Source organism: Mucilaginibacter sp. NFR10 (assembly GCF_900100445.1).
Classification (GTDB): Bacteria; Bacteroidota; Bacteroidia; order Sphingobacteriales; family Sphingobacteriaceae; genus Mucilaginibacter; species Mucilaginibacter rubeus.
In genome coordinates, this window is record NZ_FMTV01000006.1 from 290,742 (window position 1) to 307,868 (window position 17,127).

General features: G+C 43.4%; 17 protein-coding genes. 10 read left to right on the forward strand and 7 right to left on the reverse strand.

Translation table 11 applies throughout. From position 1 onward, the window contains the following. Nucleotide 1: 1 nt before the first annotated feature. From cysS to mutL, 5 genes are all read right to left on the reverse strand, one after another. Nucleotides 2-1,468: a cysteine--tRNA ligase gene (cysS, locus tag BLP33_RS20365; protein WP_090532568.1), complete on the reverse strand. Its 1,467-nt coding sequence runs from the start codon at nucleotides 1,466-1,468 to the stop codon at nucleotides 2-4. Between the two features lie 87 nt (nucleotides 1,469-1,555). Beyond that, nucleotides 1,556-2,665: an endonuclease/exonuclease/phosphatase family protein gene (locus tag BLP33_RS20370; protein WP_090532570.1), complete on the reverse strand. Its 1,110-nt coding sequence runs from the start codon at nucleotides 2,663-2,665 to the stop codon at nucleotides 1,556-1,558. Then, on the reverse strand, nucleotides 2,666-3,538 hold the full coding sequence (locus BLP33_RS20375; RefSeq protein ID WP_090532572.1) for a rhomboid family protein: 873 nt from the start codon (nucleotides 3,536-3,538) through the stop codon (nucleotides 2,666-2,668). 33 nt (nucleotides 3,539-3,571) lie between these two features. Continuing rightward, nucleotides 3,572-4,297 (reverse strand): rhomboid family intramembrane serine protease, encoded by a 726-nt coding sequence (locus tag BLP33_RS20380; protein WP_090532574.1) that lies wholly within the window; start codon nucleotides 4,295-4,297, stop codon nucleotides 3,572-3,574. Between the two features lie 18 nt (nucleotides 4,298-4,315). Continuing rightward, the gene (mutL, locus tag BLP33_RS20385; protein WP_090532576.1) at nucleotides 4,316-6,175 is read right to left on the reverse strand and encodes a DNA mismatch repair endonuclease MutL; all 1,860 of its coding nucleotides are present in this window, start codon (nucleotides 6,173-6,175) and stop codon (nucleotides 4,316-4,318) included. Between the two features lie 127 nt (nucleotides 6,176-6,302). On the opposite strand from mutL, the gene BLP33_RS20390 reads away from it, so the two are divergent. The 6 genes from BLP33_RS20390 to BLP33_RS20415 all read left to right on the forward strand — a co-directional run bounded on the left by BLP33_RS20390 (nucleotide 6,303) and on the right by BLP33_RS20415 (nucleotide 11,729). After that, the gene (locus tag BLP33_RS20390) at nucleotides 6,303-7,934 is read left to right on the forward strand and encodes an amidohydrolase (protein WP_090532577.1); all 1,632 of its coding nucleotides are present in this window, start codon (nucleotides 6,303-6,305) and stop codon (nucleotides 7,932-7,934) included. Continuing rightward, nucleotides 7,921-9,738 (forward strand): serine hydrolase domain-containing protein, encoded by a 1,818-nt coding sequence (locus BLP33_RS20395; protein WP_090532579.1) that lies wholly within the window; start codon nucleotides 7,921-7,923, stop codon nucleotides 9,736-9,738. The genes BLP33_RS20390 and BLP33_RS20395 overlap by 14 nt, the downstream gene beginning before the upstream one ends. Before the next feature lie 117 nt (nucleotides 9,739-9,855). Then, entirely contained in the window at nucleotides 9,856-10,077 is a 222-nt protein-coding gene (locus tag BLP33_RS20400; protein ID WP_090532581.1) for a DUF2683 family protein, read from the forward strand. After that, nucleotides 10,065-10,331, forward strand: a complete 267-nt coding sequence (locus BLP33_RS20405; RefSeq protein WP_090532583.1) for a Txe/YoeB family addiction module toxin — start codon at nucleotides 10,065-10,067, stop codon at nucleotides 10,329-10,331. Before BLP33_RS20400 ends, BLP33_RS20405 begins: the two co-directional genes overlap by 13 nt. 150 nt (nucleotides 10,332-10,481) lie before the next feature. After that, nucleotides 10,482-11,288 (forward strand): helix-turn-helix domain-containing protein, encoded by an 807-nt coding sequence (locus BLP33_RS20410; protein ID WP_090532585.1) that lies wholly within the window; start codon nucleotides 10,482-10,484, stop codon nucleotides 11,286-11,288. Nucleotides 11,289-11,348: 60 nt separating this feature from the next. After that, the gene (locus BLP33_RS20415) at nucleotides 11,349-11,729 is read left to right on the forward strand and encodes a VOC family protein (RefSeq protein ID WP_175490074.1); all 381 of its coding nucleotides are present in this window, start codon (nucleotides 11,349-11,351) and stop codon (nucleotides 11,727-11,729) included. A gap of 6 nt (nucleotides 11,730-11,735) precedes the next feature. Here the strand turns inward: BLP33_RS20415 and BLP33_RS20420 are convergent, their stop codons facing one another. After that, nucleotides 11,736-12,032 carry a hypothetical protein gene (locus BLP33_RS20420; protein ID WP_139160032.1) on the reverse strand — a complete coding sequence of 99 codons (297 nt, stop codon included), beginning with the start codon at nucleotides 12,030-12,032 and terminating at the stop codon, nucleotides 11,736-11,738. A 189-nt stretch (nucleotides 12,033-12,221) separates the two neighbouring features. Between BLP33_RS20420 and BLP33_RS20425 the strand changes: the two genes are divergently transcribed. After that, nucleotides 12,222-12,923, forward strand: a complete 702-nt coding sequence (locus BLP33_RS20425; protein WP_090532588.1) for a hypothetical protein — start codon at nucleotides 12,222-12,224, stop codon at nucleotides 12,921-12,923. Nucleotides 12,924-12,973: 50 nt separating this feature from the next. Then, on the forward strand, nucleotides 12,974-13,438 hold the full coding sequence (locus tag BLP33_RS20430) for a hypothetical protein (protein ID WP_090532590.1): 465 nt from the start codon (nucleotides 12,974-12,976) through the stop codon (nucleotides 13,436-13,438). Nucleotides 13,439-13,489: 51 nt separating this feature from the next. Here BLP33_RS20430 and BLP33_RS20435 read toward each other — a convergent pair whose 3' ends face one another. Beyond that, nucleotides 13,490-14,497, reverse strand: a complete 1,008-nt coding sequence (locus BLP33_RS20435; RefSeq protein ID WP_217633197.1) for a zinc-dependent alcohol dehydrogenase family protein — start codon at nucleotides 14,495-14,497, stop codon at nucleotides 13,490-13,492. A gap of 89 nt (nucleotides 14,498-14,586) precedes the next feature. Here BLP33_RS20435 and BLP33_RS20440 point away from each other — a divergent pair, with 89 nt between their 5' ends. Next, nucleotides 14,587-15,444, forward strand: coding sequence for an AraC family transcriptional regulator (locus tag BLP33_RS20440; protein ID WP_090532592.1), 858 nt, complete (start codon nucleotides 14,587-14,589; stop codon nucleotides 15,442-15,444). 198 nt (nucleotides 15,445-15,642) lie between these two features. Then, on the forward strand, nucleotides 15,643-17,091 hold the full coding sequence (locus tag BLP33_RS20445; protein ID WP_090532594.1) for a circularly permuted type 2 ATP-grasp protein: 1,449 nt from the start codon (nucleotides 15,643-15,645) through the stop codon (nucleotides 17,089-17,091). Nucleotides 17,092-17,127 lie beyond the last annotated feature (36 nt).

The following is a 17,127-nucleotide window of genomic DNA, read 5'->3' on the forward strand; positions in this document are numbered from 1 at the left end:
ATCAGGCTTTGCTCCAGGTGGTACCTTCTTTACTATCTTTTAGCTGGAAACCTATCTGTGATAAACCGTCACGGATCTTATCCGACGTGGCATAATCCTTATTTGCTTTAGCACCGCTGCGCAGATCGACGATAAAATTTAACACTTTTGGCAGATCGTCATTAGCTGCCTGCTCATTTTGTAAACCCAGTACTTCAACCACAAATAAATTCATAAGCGCGGTTAACTGTTCAAGGTTAGCGGCATCAATTTTCAATTTACCATCATATACCGAATTGATAATGCGCGATGCTTCAAAGAGCTCGGCAATTAAAACCGGGCTGTTAAAATCGTCGTTCATAGCGGCATAGCAACGCTCCATTAATGATGCTATTTCAACTTCGGTAGTGGCAGATGCTTTCAATCCGTCGGTTAGCAGGGTAAAGGCGTTCATAAGGCGTTTAAACCCTTTTTCGGATGCTTCCATAGCTTCATTGCCAAAATCAAGTGTACTACGGTAATGGGCCTGCAGCATGAAGAACCTTACCGTCATGGGGCTGTAGCCTTTGTTAAGTATCGAGTTTTCGCCGCTGAACAGTTCATGCGGTAAAAAGCTGTTGCCTAATGATTTAGACATTTTTTGGCCGTTTACCGTAAGCATATTGGTATGCACCCAGTAATTGGCCGGGTTGGTACCGCAGCAAGCTACGTTTTGGGCAATTTCATTGGTATGGTGCGTTGGCACAAGATCAATCCCGCCGCCATGAATGTCAAAGTGGCTGCCCAGGTATTTCTGGCTCATGGCCGAGCATTCCAGGTGCCAACCCGGAAAGCCCACACCCCATGGCGAAGGCCATTTCATCAGGTGTTCGGGCTTGGCTTTTATCCACAGGGCAAAATCAAGCTTGCCATGTTTTTCCTGCTGACCGCCAAGCGTACGGGTATTATTTAAAAGGTCTTCGAGATTACGGCCGCTTAATATGCCATAATCCTGGCTTTTGTTATATTTTTCAACATCAAAATAAATGGTACCATCCACCTCATAAGCATAGCCCCTGGCAAGTATTTCCTTCACCATTTCTATCTGCTCAATGATATGGCCGGTAGCTGTAGGTTCAATACTTGGGGGCAGGTTGTTCAGGATCCTCATCACATCCCTGAAGCCAACGGTGTATTTTTGCACTATCTCCATTGGCTCAAGCTGTGCAAGCTTGGCCTTTTTTGCAATTTTGTCTTCACCCTCGTCGCCGGCATCACCTTCAAGATGGCCCGCATCGGTCACATTACGTACGTAGCGTACCTTGTAGCCAATAGCTGTAAGGTACCTGAACATAAGATCGAAAGATATATAAGTACGGCAGTTGCCTAAGTGAACATCGCTATAAACAGTAGGCCCGCAAACATACATGCCAACATGCGGCGTGTTAATGGGCTTAAATAATTCTTTTTTACGGGTTAAAGTGTTGTAAACAAACAAATTTTGTTGCATGAGCGCAAACTTACGATTTTTTCAATTTTAAGTTACTGCCTGCCGGCTTTCAGGTTTATTTTTACAAACGAAGAGCAATGACCTATGTTAATTCAGTACGAGATCGCTGCGTAAAGGATAATGGTCTGACAGTTTTTTCTCGATCACCTTGTAGTTGAAAACTGAGAATTGCGGGCTGCTCATAATGTAATCTATCTGGTAATTGGGAAAGTCGCCGTTATATGTGCGCCCTAAGCCTGAACCTTTTTCGCGGAATGAGTTGTTTAAGCCTTTGGCCATTTGGTTAACCGCGAATGATGATGGGGTATCATTAAAATCACCGGCTATAATATAAGGATATGGACATTGGGCAGCATGCGCCTTTACTTTAAAAACCTGCTCGGCCCTTTTCATAAAAGCTATTTTAAGCTTGCTCCCCAGGCGCTTGGTTGATTTAATGTCGGTTTTTCCTTTTTTTGATACGCTGTCGATATATTTATAATCGTCCGGGTTAAAATTGATGGATTGCAGGTGGATATTATAATACCTAAAAATTTTATCCCCCTTTTTTATATCAGCATATAAGCACTGGTTACCAGATGTTCTGTCGGCCGCAAGGCGGATCATCCCTCTTGATAGAATAGGGAATTTCGAAAAGATAGCCATGCCAATGGCTTCACGGCTGTTAAAACTAAAGGGTTCAAAGTAAAAGTTATTGCTGCCTAATATTTTGTTGATCGAATCACGTGTTTCATACTGCCCTTTATTGCGGGTATAAAACTCCTGGAACCCTATCACATCCGGCTGCTCGCTATTGATGATCTCCAGGATTTCATGCTTGGTTGATATATCGTTATTGAAGCCAAAATGTTTAAAGTTATGCACGTTGTAGGTCATGACATGTACAACGTTGAGCCCGGGGGGCAGCGAAAAACTTGATTTAAATCTGAACCCGATATTGTTATTAAGTACTCCCCAGCCAATTAAAATACTGACCAGCGAAAATAAAAACTGCCAGCGCTTGCGCAGCAGCCAATACAGCATCATGATTATATTAACCAACAGTATAGGAGGATAGGCAAGGCCGAAGAAAGCGAATAACCAATACTTGCGCGGATCAACCGAGGGGGCTAAATATCCTATTAGTAAAGCAAAACAGAAAAACAGGTTTATCCATAACAACACCCTGCTAAAAATACTTTGCTTTTTTTTTATCATTTATTCCTGTTTGCTTGCACGCGATAAAATTTCCCGCTCCTGTTTGCTTAAGCTATTATAGCCCGATTGCGATATTTTGTCTAAAATACGGTCAACTTCTTCCTGGCGCGGGTAGTCGGATGCGTTTTTACCCATATTATTTGAAACCACTTTTAACCTGGGTTTCCGTTTAAACAGCCCGGCTATTCCGCCCACCCAATCATGGCCTTTTTGTAATTGCTTAATATACACAAATCCCATTAAAGCACCACCAAGGTGGGCTATTTCGCCGCCCGCGTTTGCACCAACTATACCCAAAAAATCAATAACCAGAATTACAAATACCAGCCATTTTAATTTTACCGGCCCAAATAAAATTAATGATATGGTGTAGTTGGGCAACAGGGTGGCCGTTGCCACAACAATGGCCATTACACTGGCCGATGCACCAACAATAGTACTGTTCTGTGCAGCGTTAGCACTGGTAAATGCAGGCAGCACGTTTAAGGCCAGCAGGTATAACAAAGCACCGGCCAGGCCGCCCATTAAGTATAAGCCTATAGTACGTTTATTACCAAGGTACTCTTCAAATATTTGTCCCATCCAATATAGCCAAAGCATATTGAACAGGATATGAAGTATACCTGCATGCATGAACATATAGGTTAAAGGCGTCCAAAAACGCTTCAGCAAATCGGGCAGGTATGCCGGCATGTTTAAATATTTATCGGCATAAAGTAAAATGATGCTTCCCCCAAAATGCGTTAGTAACTGTTCAACTATTGCCGAAATGTTTATCGCCAGAAAAACAATCACATTAATGCCGATAAGCAGGTTCAGCCTATTGCCGGAGCGCAGCATTTTGTAGTGGATATTTTGCCAAAGGGTGCTCATAATAAAGCTGTATTACAAAGATAACTACTGTTATTAATAAAAATTGTTTGGCCGTTGTAATCGCCAAATTTTAACCAGTAAAAACCCGATAAGCGCGCCGCCAATGTGTGCAAAATGCGCCACCGAATCTCCGGAAAATTGCTTTACCCCTAAAAATAATTCTATCACTACATATACCGGTATAATATATTTAGCCTTGATGGGTACGGGTATAAACAATATCATCAGTTCAAGATTTGGGAACAGCATGCCAAAGGCAATAAGCAATCCAAATATCGCTCCGGAAGCTCCAACTATAGGTGTAGTATAAATATCAAAAAGTTTTTGCGCATTTGCACCATAGTCTAAATAAGATGACTGAAGCAAGGGATGAGCAATGGTAAAACCGCCAGTTATACCATGCACCTCTATAGCCTGTACCGCAATTTGAAACAGAATTGCCCCTATTCCGCATAAAAAATAGAGGTTAAGAAATCTTTTTGAACCGATAGCATATTCCACAATAGGGCCAAAAGAAAACAAGGCAAACATGTTGAAGAAAATATGCTCCCAGCCACCATGTAAAAACATATAGGAAACGATCTGCCAAGGCTCGAAGTAAGGAGAGTTAAAGTAAAAGCCACCTAACCAATGTACTACGGTTGTTTCATAAAATTGCCTGAACAATACAAATGGCAAAAAGCATATTACATTTATGATCAACAGGTTTTTAACAACAGGTGTAAGATTAGCAAAAGGCGATTGATTGTATCCGTTCATATATAATTTAGCCTGGGGCTATTTTTCAAATCGTTCCATTAATTCGTTCATCGTAAAGGTACTGATTACGGGCTTACCATTCAATGCCTGGTTAGGTGACTCACAGGCAAAAAGCTGGTCGATAAGCTGGTTCATTTCCTCCAGGGATAGCTTGGTTCCTGATTTAATAGCGCCGTTACGGGCCAGTGACCTGGCCAGGTTATCCCGTTTATCTAATTTAAGGATGGCCATATTGTTTTTAAAACCTTCCAGTAAATGTTCTAAAAGCTCATGCTCGCCAACGTTGTTCAGTTCGGCCGGGATCCCCTCTACTACCACAGTGTTTTTTCCAAATTCGCGGATGTCAAAACCCAGCGACCGGATATCAGGCAAAAGCTCTTTCAATAACTCAAAATCGGCACCGTTTAGTGTTACCGATTGCGGAAATAAGCTTTGCTGGCTCACCCCCGAATGATTTTGCAGCTGCTGCAAAAAGCGTTCGTACAAAATACGCTCATGCGCGGCCTGCTGGTTAATGAGCATAAAGCCCGATTTTATTTGCGACAGGATAAACCGGTTATGAATCTGGAACAGTTGCCGCTCGCTTGGTTTACTTACATCCTGCTCATCAACCGCTATGGTTTTTTCCTCGTGGATCTCGTGCTGAAAAAGGGTTTCCTTTTTACTGATCTCATACAAAGTATCCCAGTTTTGTGGAATAGGGTCTTTTTTATAACCTCCGCTCTCCCTTAAAAATGGGTGCTCCTGCCTGGGTTTTTCTGCTTTATCGGCAAAGGGATTAAAGTTTGGATTGAAAGAAATAGTAGGGGCGATGATCTCCTCAAATGGTTTGGGGGTTATCAGGTGCTCGATACTGTTTTCCTGGTCAAAATCCAGGCTGGGCGTAATGTTATATCTGCCCAATGACCGCTTCACTGCCGACCGGATTATGGCATAAATAGCCTTTTCATCCTGGTATTTGATCTCAGTTTTGGTAGGGTGTACGTTGATATCAATTTTTGAAGGGTCGATATCGATGAACAACACATAAAACGGAAAACAATCATCCGGCAATAGTTCTTCAAACGCTGTTGTTACAGCATGATTAAGGTACGAATCGCGGATGAAGCGGTTGTTTACAAAAAAGAACTGCTCGCCGCGGGTTTTACGTGCAAACTCAGGCTTACCTACAAAGCCGCGGAGCTTAATAATGGTTGTATCTTCTTCAACCGGTACAAGCCGCTGGTTATAATTATTGCCAAACAGGTGTACTATCCTTTGTTTAAGCGTTGTGCCCGGCAAATGATAAACTTCCTGGCTATCATGGTGAAGGGTGAAAAAGATTTCGGGATGTGCTAAGGCCACACGTTGAAACTCGTCAATAATATGCCGCATCTCTACCGGGTTGCTCTTTAAAAAATTACGGCGGGCAGGGGTATTATAAAACAGGTTTTTTATAGAGATTGATGTGCCCGCGTTAGCAGCACATGGTTCCTGGCTTATCACTTCAGAGCCTTCAATAGTTATACAACTGCCCAGTTCGTCTTCATGGCGGCGGGTTTTCAGCTCTACCTGGGCAATAGCGGCGATAGACGCCATGGCTTCGCCCCTGAAACCCATGGTACGGATCGCGAACAGATCTTCGGCCTTGCGTATTTTTGAAGTTGCATGCCGCTCAAAGCACATGCGGGCGTCGGTAAGGCTCATCCCGCAGCCATTATCAATAACCTGGATCAGTGATTTACCCGCATCTTTAATAATAAGCTGGATCTTATCTGCACCTGCGTCAATAGCGTTCTCAACCAATTCCTTTACCGCAGAAGCCGGTCGCTGCACTACTTCGCCCGCGGCAATTTGGTTGGCAACGGCATCCGGTAAAAGCTGAATAATGTCTGACATCTAAAAAAAACTCCCTCCAATTTCTATTTCGATGCTAAATTAAATATTTGAAGGCATAACTTTATGATTTGATAGTTGTATATACTTTTGTGGTTTAATACAATTACAATAAACATACAATTACTTTATGAAGAGACTATTGCCCGCGCTGCTATTATTGGCAGCGGCCTGCAAACAAAAGGAATACAATGCCGATATGCTGGTAAAAAACGCGGTTGTGTACACCGTAGATAGCAATTTTACAACAGCAGGCGCATTTGTAGTAAGCGGAGGAAAGATACTTGCAGTAGGCAATGCCGATTCCCTTGAACAAAAATACAACGCCCGCGAAGTAGTTGACGCGCAGGGCGCCGCGGTTTATCCCGGCTTTATTGACGCCCACGCCCATTTTTATGAATATGGTATGGGCCTGCAGGAAGTAAACCTGGTAGGCACCCACAGCTGGCCCGAAATTATTGACTCGGTAAAAGCTTATGCCGAACGTAATACCGATGGCTGGATCATCGGTAATGGCTGGGACCAAAACGACTGGACTAATAAACATTTCCCCGATAAGGCAAAGCTGGATTCGCTGTTCCCGATGAGGCCGGTGATCCTTAGCCGCGTTGACGGGCACGCCGCAATAGCCAACCAGGCCGCACTGAACATTGCCGGTGTTAAACCGGGGCAAACCATTAATGGCGGCGAAATAGAAACCAGTAACGGGAAACTTACCGGCATTTTGGTTGATAACGCGGTAGGTATAGTTACCCGTAAAATTCCGGAACCTACAGCCGCTATTATAGATACAGCCTTGCTATCGGCACAAAAAAATTGTTTTGCCGCTGGCTTAACTACCGTTGATGATTGCGGGCTGCCTTATACAATGGTAAACACCATTGCCGAGCTGCAAAATAAAGGCGACCTGAAAATGCGCCTGTATGTGATGCTGGCCGACAGGCAGGAAAATTATGATTACCTGTTTAAGAAGGGAGTTGTTAAAACACCCCGGTTAAATGTAAGGGCTTTTAAAGTTTATGCCGATGGCGCCCTCGGTTCAAGAGGGGCCTGCCTGCTAAAACCTTATGCCGACTCGGCCAAATGGAGCGGCTTTTTACTGAGTAACCCAAAACATTTTGAAGAAATAGCTCCCAAAATAGCGGCCCGCGGTTTTCAGATGTGTACCCATGCCATCGGCGATTCGGCAGTGCGGGTAATGCTTAAGATTTATGCTGCTAACTTAAAAGGTAAAAACGACCTGAGGTGGCGTATCGAGCACGCGCAGATAGTATCACCGCAAGACCTGGACATGTTTGGTCAATACAGTATTGTTCCATCGGTACAGCCTACACACGCGACATCAGATATGTACTGGGCCGGTAAAAGACTGGGCCGCGAACGGCTTAAAACGGCTTATGCCTATAAACAATTGTTAAAGCAAAACGGTTGGATCCCTTTGGGTACCGATTTCCCGGTTGAGAACATTAATCCGCTTTATACGTTCTATGCAGCGGTTGAGCGCAAGGATTTGAAAGGTTTTCCGGAAGGTGGTTTTCAACCTGAAAACGCTCTGAGCCGGGTTGAAGCGTTAAAAGGTATGACCATATGGGCTGCCAAAGCCAATTTTGAAGAAAAGGAAAAAGGCAGCATCGAGCCTGGTAAATACGCCGACTTCGTGATACTGGATAAGGATATTATGAAGATAAAAGGCAGCGAGATCCCGGCAACCAAAGTGACAAAGACCTATATAAACGGAGTTAAAGTATATGATAAAAAATAAGTGGGGCCGTGTTCCTTTAGTACTATTAGGATTTGCTTTATTTAATACCGCTTGCGCGCAAAATCCGCCGTTAACAGGACAGGCCTTCATTGCCGAAGAAAGGTTGGTTGGCAACTCTACTGTGTTGCTTAACAATGCCTCATACCTGGTGCCGCTGCAAAAGCTGGAGGATTTGAAAATTGCCAGTGTACATTTCAATAACCAGTACGCCGCCGTTTTTGATAGCTTACTTAATAAATATGACAATGTACAGCTGTTTGATGGTGCCGCTTATTCGGGTAATAAAACGCTGGCCAATCTTACTTCCGACCTGAAGTTTTACAACACCATTATAGTACAGGTAAATGATGCCGATTTAAGCAATCCGGATGTGATTGACTTTATCAGCACCAATCAAAAAAACAAGAACATAATTGTCGCGGCTTTTGGCAGCGGTTCGCTATTGAGCAAGCTTGATGTTATAACCGCCCCCGTGATCTGGGCGGAACGGGTATCTCAGGTATCGGCCATGTACAGTGCCGAAGCAATATTTGGCGGGGTAAGTATCTCTCAAAAATTAGCAAAAAACTATAGTCCCGTTTATAAAACCGGGATGGGTTTTGCTACCGAGAAAACGAGACTGCAATATACTGTCCCTGAAGAAGCTGGCATAAATACTGCCAACCTGCAGGGAATAGATAAAATAGCACAGGAAGCCATCCGTGAGCATGCCACCCCCGGCTGCGTGGTGTTGGTTGCCAAAGATGGCAAGGTGATATTTAATAAAGCTTACGGTTATCATACCTATGATAATGTAATACCCGACAAGCTGACCGATATATTTGACCTTGCCTCCATGACCAAAGTATCGGCAACCACTATGGAAACCATGCAGCTTACCGACCAGGGTAAATTAAGCCTGGAGAAAACCCTTGGCGATTATATTCCCCTTGCCCGTAAAAGCAATAAAAACGATATCCGGATCCGCGAAGTGCTGCTGCACCAGGCGGGCCTGATCCCCGATATCCAGTCGTTTGAGAAGGTAAAGCCAACTGATCACAGTACAGATTCGTCTGCCGCTTACCCGACAAAAGTATCTGATCATTATTACCTGCGTAAAGACTATTACAAAGATGTAATGCTGCCCGACATGCTGAACTCGCCGCTGAAAACAAGGGGGCAGTACGTATATAGTGATGTAAGCATGCTATTTATGCAGGAGGTTGTTGAAAACATTACTGCCGTACCGCTCAACGTTTATGTACAGCAGCATTTTTATACCCCGCTGGGGATGCAAACCGCAGGCTTTTTACCCTTATACCGCTTTACGCCCGACAGGATAATCCCTACCGAAAACGATAAGGAGTACCGCATGTCATTACTGGATGGATATGTACATGACCCAACAGCGGCGCTTTTGGGCGGTGTTGCCGGGCATGCCGGTCTGTTTGGCAGTGCCAATGATGTGGCTATATTATACCAGATGGTTTTAAACAAGGGGAGTTATGGCGGTGCCCAATATTTTAAGCCGGAGGTTGTTGACCTGTTCACGTCCAAACAATCGCCGGTGAGCCGCCGCGGACTGGGTTTTGACCGCTGGGATCCGATAGCCGAAAGACATTATCCTTCAAAACTGGCATCAGACCAGGCTTTTGGACATACTGGTTTTACCGGCACCTGTATCTGGGTTGATCCTAAATATAACCTGGTATATGTATTCCTGTCAAACAGGGTGAACCCATCGGTAGCCAGCAAGCTGCTGAGCCTTAATATCAGGCCGAGGATTCAGGACGTGGTATATGAGGCTATAACTAAAGGGTTGTAAGGGAATTTCGAAATTAGGGATTTTGATTTCGGATTTGCCCCCTTATTTGCAGGGGCTGTATCGGGTTGTATTTTAGACAGATTTGACGGTTGAAATAAAAACGGGTATATTTGATATATGACAACATTAACCATACATCCTGCAGATGCAGATCAGGAAACTGCTATCCGGATTTTTTTGGATGCCCTGCATGTTGATTATAAAACGAGTGAAATAACGGATGATACTGCTTACTTGCTTTCTTCAGAAGCAAATGCTCAGCATCTGCAAAAATCAATTGAGCAAGAGCATCAAGGTAAAGTCACCAAACTTAACCTTGATGACATATGGAAACTATAAATTTTACTGACGAAGCGCTGGCTGATCTCGAATACTGGAAGAAGAGCGGAAATATCATTATTCTTAAACGGATTCGTCAATTGATGCAGGCAATACAAATTGATCCGTTCAAAGGTATCGGTAAACCTGAAGCACTAAAACACAACCTTTCGGGTGCATGGTCAAGACGCATTAACCAGGAACATCGTATTGTTTACAAAGTAGAAGACCATATTATAACAGTTTACTCACTTAGATTTCATTATACGAAATAATATCCCACATCTTGGGAGAGAAGTTATCCTGAAATAAAATACCTCTGGATTTTTATCATATAACTAAACTGGCTGATGGTCATCTTTTAAATAAAAACCCTAAATTTATTTAATTCCGAAATCGAATATCCGCAATCCCAAATCAGAACGATGCGCTATTTCACGATCCAGCCACCGGCCGAGTTGAAACCCTATGTAAGATTTTACTGGGTGCTTGAGCATGAGCTGGAGCCGGATCATTCGTCATATATTTATCGTTCTGTTGCTGATGCCTGTGCCGAATTGGTATTTCACTACCATTCATCGTTTAATGAATTGAAGGAGAAGAATGAGCAAAGCCCAAGCTTATCAGGCATTCAATTTCAAACTACACAATACCGCAGGTTTATAACAACCGAAAGCTTTGGCATTTTTGGCGCCTATATTTATCCTTTTGCCGTGCCTTATTTTTTTAATACCCCCAGCAGCCAAACCAGCAACCTCGCATTTGATTTCGATACGTTTTTAAGCCGGCCCGGCCGGGAGCTGGAAGAGCAGATCATGTTAGCCGGAAATAACTATAAACGAGCAGAGATATTGTCTCGTTTTTTAATTGTGCGCTTACGTCAAAATGTGTTAAAGGATGAACGGATGGCGATCGCTATCAGGGATGTGATCCACAATAAACAGTACAGAACAGTTGGCGAGCTGGCCGAGGCCTATAACTTGTCTTCACGGCAGTTCGACCGTAAATTTAAGGAGTCAGCGGGCTTTAGCCCTAAAACTTATATGCGGCTGGTGCGCCTTCAGGATGTTCTGACTCAATATAATGCAGATAAAACATTAACGCAGATAGCACTGGAATGCGGGTATTATGACCAGTCGCACTTTATTCATGATGTGAAGGAGTTTACAGGCTATCATCCGGGCTTTTATTTTTCAGGCAAGGCTGAGGGAACTGAATACCGGAACATATAATGTCCGGTTTTTACAATTTTGAGAACAGAGGGACAGCTAATTTTGAGAAAAAAACAAATTATGGCAACAATAAACATTCCCGAAAATTACCAGGCTGTAATGCCTTACCTCATTGTTAAAAATGGCGCTCTGTTTATCGGGTTTACCCAAAAGGTTTTTGGTGCAACGGAACAGTTTAAAACCATGCGCGATGAACACACCATTATGCACGCCGAGGTTAACATCAATGGCAGCACCATCATGTTTGCCGATTGTACCGATACTTATCAGCAGCAAAATGCAGGTATGTTTGTATATGTAGAAAACTGTGACGAAACTTACCAGAAGGCCATTGATAGCGGGGCCGAAAGCATTATGCCGCCGGCCGATCAACCATACGGCAGGAGCGCAGGGGTAAAAGATCCGTTCGGAAATACATGGTGGATTACTAACCCGTTATAAAAGGGTTTAGTCGCCCGTTAATTCATATATCTCAACAGATTGCATATCAGAGCTTAGTGCAATTACGCTATATAATGCCCCTTTTTGGGAAATACGGTAATACCATGAATCAGCTCTGTTTTGGATAAGGGTTATTTCCTGCGAATAATATTTATGCTCAAATGGATATAATTTAAAGATTCGTTTTCCATCGCTTTTATCTACCATAATATGAACATACCATTGGTAGTGGTCGTTCCTAACTGATTTTATTTTATAGTGATTGGTGTGTGTATACGCTCTAATCTGCTTGTCGTCAAACATAGAATATTCATAGTATATATAGCAGAATAGTGCAATGAAAAATAAAGCAAAACAGATCAAAAGGGCTTGAATCTTATTCATATTTAAGGCCAGGTTTAGTAGAGCACTAAAATATCAAATTGCTTTCTTTTAATTAATTTAATTTATGGAAATTACACAGCGCCTGCATCTTATCCGTAAAATCACAACATGAAAAATCTCTTGGCTGTTTTAGTGTGTTTATTTTATGGAATTACCGCTTTTGCCCAGGCAGTCCTACCTCAAACGCCACCGCCGCAAAGCAAATCAGCTCAACCTTTGCAGGCAAAGCCAGATACCGGCAAAGCTTTGTTAAACCCCAATCAAAGCCCCTCGTTTAAAGACACAACTAATACATATAAAAGCTACCAATCTAAGTCTCCCGCCGATTCCTTATACCGCCATTTACCTGATGCAAAGGAACGGCAGCCATTAATTATTGTTAACTCCAAAATCATTACCGGTCTTGGCCATATAAATCCAAATGATGTTACCTGGTTGACCGTTTTTAAAGACAAGGATGTTCCGGCAAACGTCGCCAACCTAAGCAGGTTTGGTATAATAATGATAACCCTTAAAAAAGGAGTGAAAATTGAAACAAATACTTTTGAAGATATAAAAAGGAGGTTTGGAGTAAGTGGTAATGTGAGGTTTGCTGTTGACGGCTATTTTGTTGACGATGAAAGTACGCTCATTTCAGCGCAGGACATCAACGAAATAAACCTAACCTGGAAAAAGAATAAAGATGGGTCGCCGGATGTAACGATCAACATATGGATGCTGGCGCCTGAAGCCCGCAAAGGCCCTGTTGCCGGAAGGCGCCCAACTGATAAACCCGGTGAAATTTATATAAGGGGATCGGCATCAAAATAATTTTATTTCGGATAAAATCTTTTCCTTTGCCCGTCGTCATACATTAATATATGTACGCTTTTATTTTAGCATTACACTCTCTTACACGCTGGTTTGTTTTGGCCAGCCTGCTTTTTGCCCTTTATCGCGCTTACAGCGGATGGCTTACTAACAAAAGCTATTCAAAATTCGACGACCGCGTACGGGTTATTACCACCAATATTGCCCATATCCAGCTAACTATTGGGCTCTGGCTGTATTTCATCAGTCCGATAGCCAATTACTTCATCAGCCATTTTAAAGAGGCGGTGCACGAGCGGCAGATCAGGTTTTTTGGCATGGAGCACGTTACCATGATGCTGATCGGCATTACGCTGATCACCATTGCCTCATCAAAAGCCAAACGAAAAACACTTGATAAGGACAAATTTAAAATCACGGCCATTTGGCTAACCATTGCCCTGCTGGTTATTTTAAGTTCCATCCCCTGGTCGTTTTCACCATTGATCAGCCGCCCGTTATTCAGGCCGTTTTAAAGCACAGGACTTTTAAAATGGAGAGGTCAGCTTATTTTAGGGCGAGCCACCTTACTCCGCAACGTCAATCACCAGCTTACCGTTCGTCTTACCATTCTCTAAGATCTCGTGGGCTTGATTGGCGGTAGCCAATGTAAATGTACGCTCATCCACCAGCGGAACAATTTTGCCGGCCTCAGCAAGTTTTGTAGCCTCCTGCATAATTTCACCATGATGTTTGCGGCCTCTACCGGTGAGCATCGGCATCAAAGTAAACACCCCGGAATATGTAGCTCCCCGGAATGATAAGGGCGCCAGCTTATGCTCACCCCAACCCAGGCAGCTTACCACATGACCGGTATAATAACGTACCGCATTAAATGATGCATCTAAAGTGGCTCCGCCCAGGGTATCATATACAATGTCAAACCCTTCGCCGTTAGTATAATTGTTCACATATTCGTCAACAGTTGAGGCACGATAATCGATAAAAGTAGCGCCAATGCTTTCAATATATTGTTGCTGGGCCGCGCTGCCGGTAGCATATACATCCGCGCCAAAGGCTTTCGCTACCTGAACCGCTAAATGGCCAACGCCTCCGGCACCACCATGTACCAGCACTTTTTGTCCCTCACGCACATTTGCTCTGTCTACGAGGCCTTCCCAGGCAGTAATAAAGTTAAGCGGCATCGAAGCCGCCTGTCTGAAACTTAAGTGAGATGGTTTAATGGCAAGCAGGTCTGCATCAAAGGCAGCATATTGCGCGTAAGTACCCAGTAGCCCACCAATACCACCGGCAAGGCCATACACTTCGTCGCCAGGTTTAAAAGTATTTACATCAGCACCAACTGCTTCAACTATGCCGGCAAAGTCCATCCCTAAAATGGCAGGTAAGGGCTGCCTGGCATGCCCCCCTTTACCTGTACGGATCTTATTATCCAATACGCTGACGCCACTGGCTATAATACGCACCAGTACCTGGCCTTTGGAGGCAATTGGGCGGTCAACTACGGTTATTGTGAAAGGCGCATTTGCTTCAGGAGCGATAAGGGCCTGCATTGTTGTATTTTGAGTTTCCATTGTGTTGTTGTTTAATTACAATACAAAATTATACAAGGAGGCGGCCATATTCCTTGTACAATCCCTCGTAACATTTGTACATTTACACTATGGTAAAAGATAATTTATACCAGCCTTTTGAAGTTGTTTTGCGCGAACCACTCAGCGCCTGTCCCCGCAGCGAACACTCACACAGCTTTTTCGAGTTTATTTATATCATAAGCGGCACCGGAAAGCAGTGCATAAACAAAAGCAAGTTTACCTATAAACCCGGTCACCTGTTTTTACTTACACCTGATGATTCACATTATTTTGAGATACTAACCGAAACACAGTTTCTGTTTATCCGTTTCAACCCACTTTACATTAAAGATCGCGGCCTTAGCAGCGAAACAGCCGAGCATCTCAATTTTCTGCTAAAAAACGCAGGCCAGGCACCGGGATGCATATTAAAAACCGATGAAGACAAAGCCGTTGTAAAACCCATTATGCAGGCCATCATCAGTGAAAAAGAAAAAAAAGGGCTTTACAGTAAAGCGCTCCTTCAGCAATATATCAATACGGTTATAGTAATCGCCGCTCGTAATGTGGCTATGAGCATGCCCGATGATGTTAGTGAGAACACCGAAGAAAAAACGCTTGATATCCTGCAATACATCCAGGCCAACATCTACTTCCCCGAAAAACTAAAAGCTAAAGTCATAGCCGATAAAGCCGGAATCTCTGAAAACTACCTTGGTCAGTATTTTAAAAAACATACCGGCGAAACTATGCAGCAGTATATCATCAATTACAAACTGAAGCTGATTGAGAACCGTTTACTGCACAGCAACATGCGTATGGTTGAAATTGCCAATGAGCTTGGTTTTAATGATGAAAGCCACCTGAACCGCATTTTTAAAAAATACAGAAGTATGAACCCTTCGGATTTTAGGAAAGCGGGAGGAGAATTGAATGCCCTTGTTTAATACGTTAAAGCCCGTCATTTTTATATTAACGCCCCGATAAACACAAGAATTATATTTTAAAAACCACCACGAATTGAAAATTTGGTTAAAATATCTTCAAAAATTTCAAAATAATTTGCTTTTTTATCAAAAACACTTCATAAATTACAATTCTGAAAGATAACTGATTGTCAATTTTTAATTTATTGTAATTTTTTCATGGAAGAATCAGCTTATTTTGACAAATACAGCCCAATTGATAATGTTTGGGACGAAATGTATGGCTTGGACGCTAATGTTCGGGAACATTACCGTAAAGTTATTGACTACATTTCGAAGGAATCGGCCGACGACCTGAACAAAAAGGAAGAGCTTGCCAAGCGCCTTTTCATGAGCCAGGGCATCACCTTTACCGTTTATAACAGCGGCGAAGGCATCGAAAAGATCTTTCCTTTTGATATTATCCCCCGTATCATCACTGCCGATGAATGGGCTTTTGTTGAGCGTGGCATCAAGCAGCGCCTTAACGCGCTTAATTTATTTCTGAAGGATATATACCATAATCAGTTTATTGTAAAGGACGGCATAGTACCTATTGATATTATTTATTCGTGTCCGCACTTTCTGCGCGAGATGTACCAGCTCCAGGTGCCTTATGATATTTATGTACATATTTCGGGCATCGACCTTATCCGTGATGAAGACGGCACTTTTTACGTGCTCGAAGATAACCTGCGCACCCCATCGGGCGTAAGCTATATGCTCGAGAACAGGGAGATCACCAAACGCTTATTTCCCGACCTGCTGCCGCAATGCAGTGTGCGCAGCGTTACCGAATATCCGTCAATACTATATAAAAACCTGCTGGCGCTTTCACCCCGGCAGATCCATAACCCAACTATTGTTTTACTTACGCCGGGTATTTATAATTCGGCCTATTTTGAGCATACCACGCTGGCCCGCCTGATGGGGGTTGAATTGGTAGAAGGACGCGACCTGGTAGTGAACAACCATAAAGTGTACATGAAAACCACCACCGGGCTGCAACAGGTTGATGTGATCTACCGCCGGGTGGACGATGAATTTCTTGACCCTCTGGTATTTAACCCGGCAAGTATGCTTGGCGTGGCAGGCCTTATGGGCGCTTACCGTAAAGGAAACGTAGCCATAGTAAATGCAACAGGCACCGGCGTAGCCGACGATAAGGCTGTTTATGCCTATGTACCGGATATGATCCGCTATTATCTGAACGAAGAACCCATACTCAAAAACGTACCAACACACCAGTTAGGCAATCCGGATGAACGCGAAATGGTATTTAAAAACCTCAATAAAATGGTGGTTAAAAAAACCAATGGCAGCGGCGGCTACGGGATGCTGATGGGACATGCGGCAAGCGAACAGGAAATAGATGAATATAAAAAGGAAATCCTGAAAGATCCGCGTAACTTCATAGCACAGCCAACCATCAGTCTTTCGGCGGCGCCTTGTTATATGCAGGGAGAACTGAAGCCACGCAGGGTTGATTTAAGGCCATATGCGCTGTACGGCCCCGATGGCATTGAAATAGTACCCGGCGGTTTAACCCGTGTGGCTTTAAAAGAAGGTTCACTGGTGGTAAACAGTTCGCAGGGTGGCGGCAGTAAGGACACGTGGGTGTTAGCCTGAGAGGTAAAAGGCTTTTAAATCAAAATAAAAAACAAG

What these genes read in the sequence shown, in the direction of transcription:
- cysS (WP_090532568.1), bottom strand. Translation starts at nt 1,468, where the DNA reads ATGCAACAAAATTTGTTTGTTTACAACACTTTAACCCGTAAAAAAGAA.
- BLP33_RS20370 (WP_090532570.1), bottom strand. Translation starts at nt 2,665, where the DNA reads ATGATAAAAAAAAAGCAAAGTATTTTTAGCAGGGTGTTGTTATGGATA.
- BLP33_RS20375 (WP_090532572.1), bottom strand. Translation starts at nt 3,538, where the DNA reads ATGAGCACCCTTTGGCAAAATATCCACTACAAAATGCTGCGCTCCGGC.
- BLP33_RS20380 (WP_090532574.1), bottom strand. Translation starts at nt 4,297, where the DNA reads ATGAACGGATACAATCAATCGCCTTTTGCTAATCTTACACCTGTTGTT.
- mutL (WP_090532576.1), bottom strand. Translation starts at nt 6,175, where the DNA reads ATGTCAGACATTATTCAGCTTTTACCGGATGCCGTTGCCAACCAAATT.
- BLP33_RS20390 (WP_090532577.1), top strand. Translation starts at nt 6,303, where the DNA reads ATGAAGAGACTATTGCCCGCGCTGCTATTATTGGCAGCGGCCTGCAAA.
- BLP33_RS20395 (WP_090532579.1), top strand. Translation starts at nt 7,921, where the DNA reads ATGATAAAAAATAAGTGGGGCCGTGTTCCTTTAGTACTATTAGGATTT.
- BLP33_RS20400 (WP_090532581.1), top strand. Translation starts at nt 9,856, where the DNA reads ATGACAACATTAACCATACATCCTGCAGATGCAGATCAGGAAACTGCT.
- BLP33_RS20405 (WP_090532583.1), top strand. Translation starts at nt 10,065, where the DNA reads ATGGAAACTATAAATTTTACTGACGAAGCGCTGGCTGATCTCGAATAC.
- BLP33_RS20410 (WP_090532585.1), top strand. Translation starts at nt 10,482, where the DNA reads ATGCGCTATTTCACGATCCAGCCACCGGCCGAGTTGAAACCCTATGTA.
- BLP33_RS20415 (WP_175490074.1), top strand. Translation starts at nt 11,349, where the DNA reads ATGGCAACAATAAACATTCCCGAAAATTACCAGGCTGTAATGCCTTAC.
- BLP33_RS20420 (WP_139160032.1), bottom strand. Translation starts at nt 12,032, where the DNA reads ATGTTTGACGACAAGCAGATTAGAGCGTATACACACACCAATCACTAT.
- BLP33_RS20425 (WP_090532588.1), top strand. Translation starts at nt 12,222, where the DNA reads ATGAAAAATCTCTTGGCTGTTTTAGTGTGTTTATTTTATGGAATTACC.
- BLP33_RS20430 (WP_090532590.1), top strand. Translation starts at nt 12,974, where the DNA reads ATGTACGCTTTTATTTTAGCATTACACTCTCTTACACGCTGGTTTGTT.
- BLP33_RS20435 (WP_217633197.1), bottom strand. Translation starts at nt 14,497, where the DNA reads ATGGAAACTCAAAATACAACAATGCAGGCCCTTATCGCTCCTGAAGCA.
- BLP33_RS20440 (WP_090532592.1), top strand. Translation starts at nt 14,587, where the DNA reads ATGGTAAAAGATAATTTATACCAGCCTTTTGAAGTTGTTTTGCGCGAA.
- BLP33_RS20445 (WP_090532594.1), top strand. Translation starts at nt 15,643, where the DNA reads ATGGAAGAATCAGCTTATTTTGACAAATACAGCCCAATTGATAATGTT.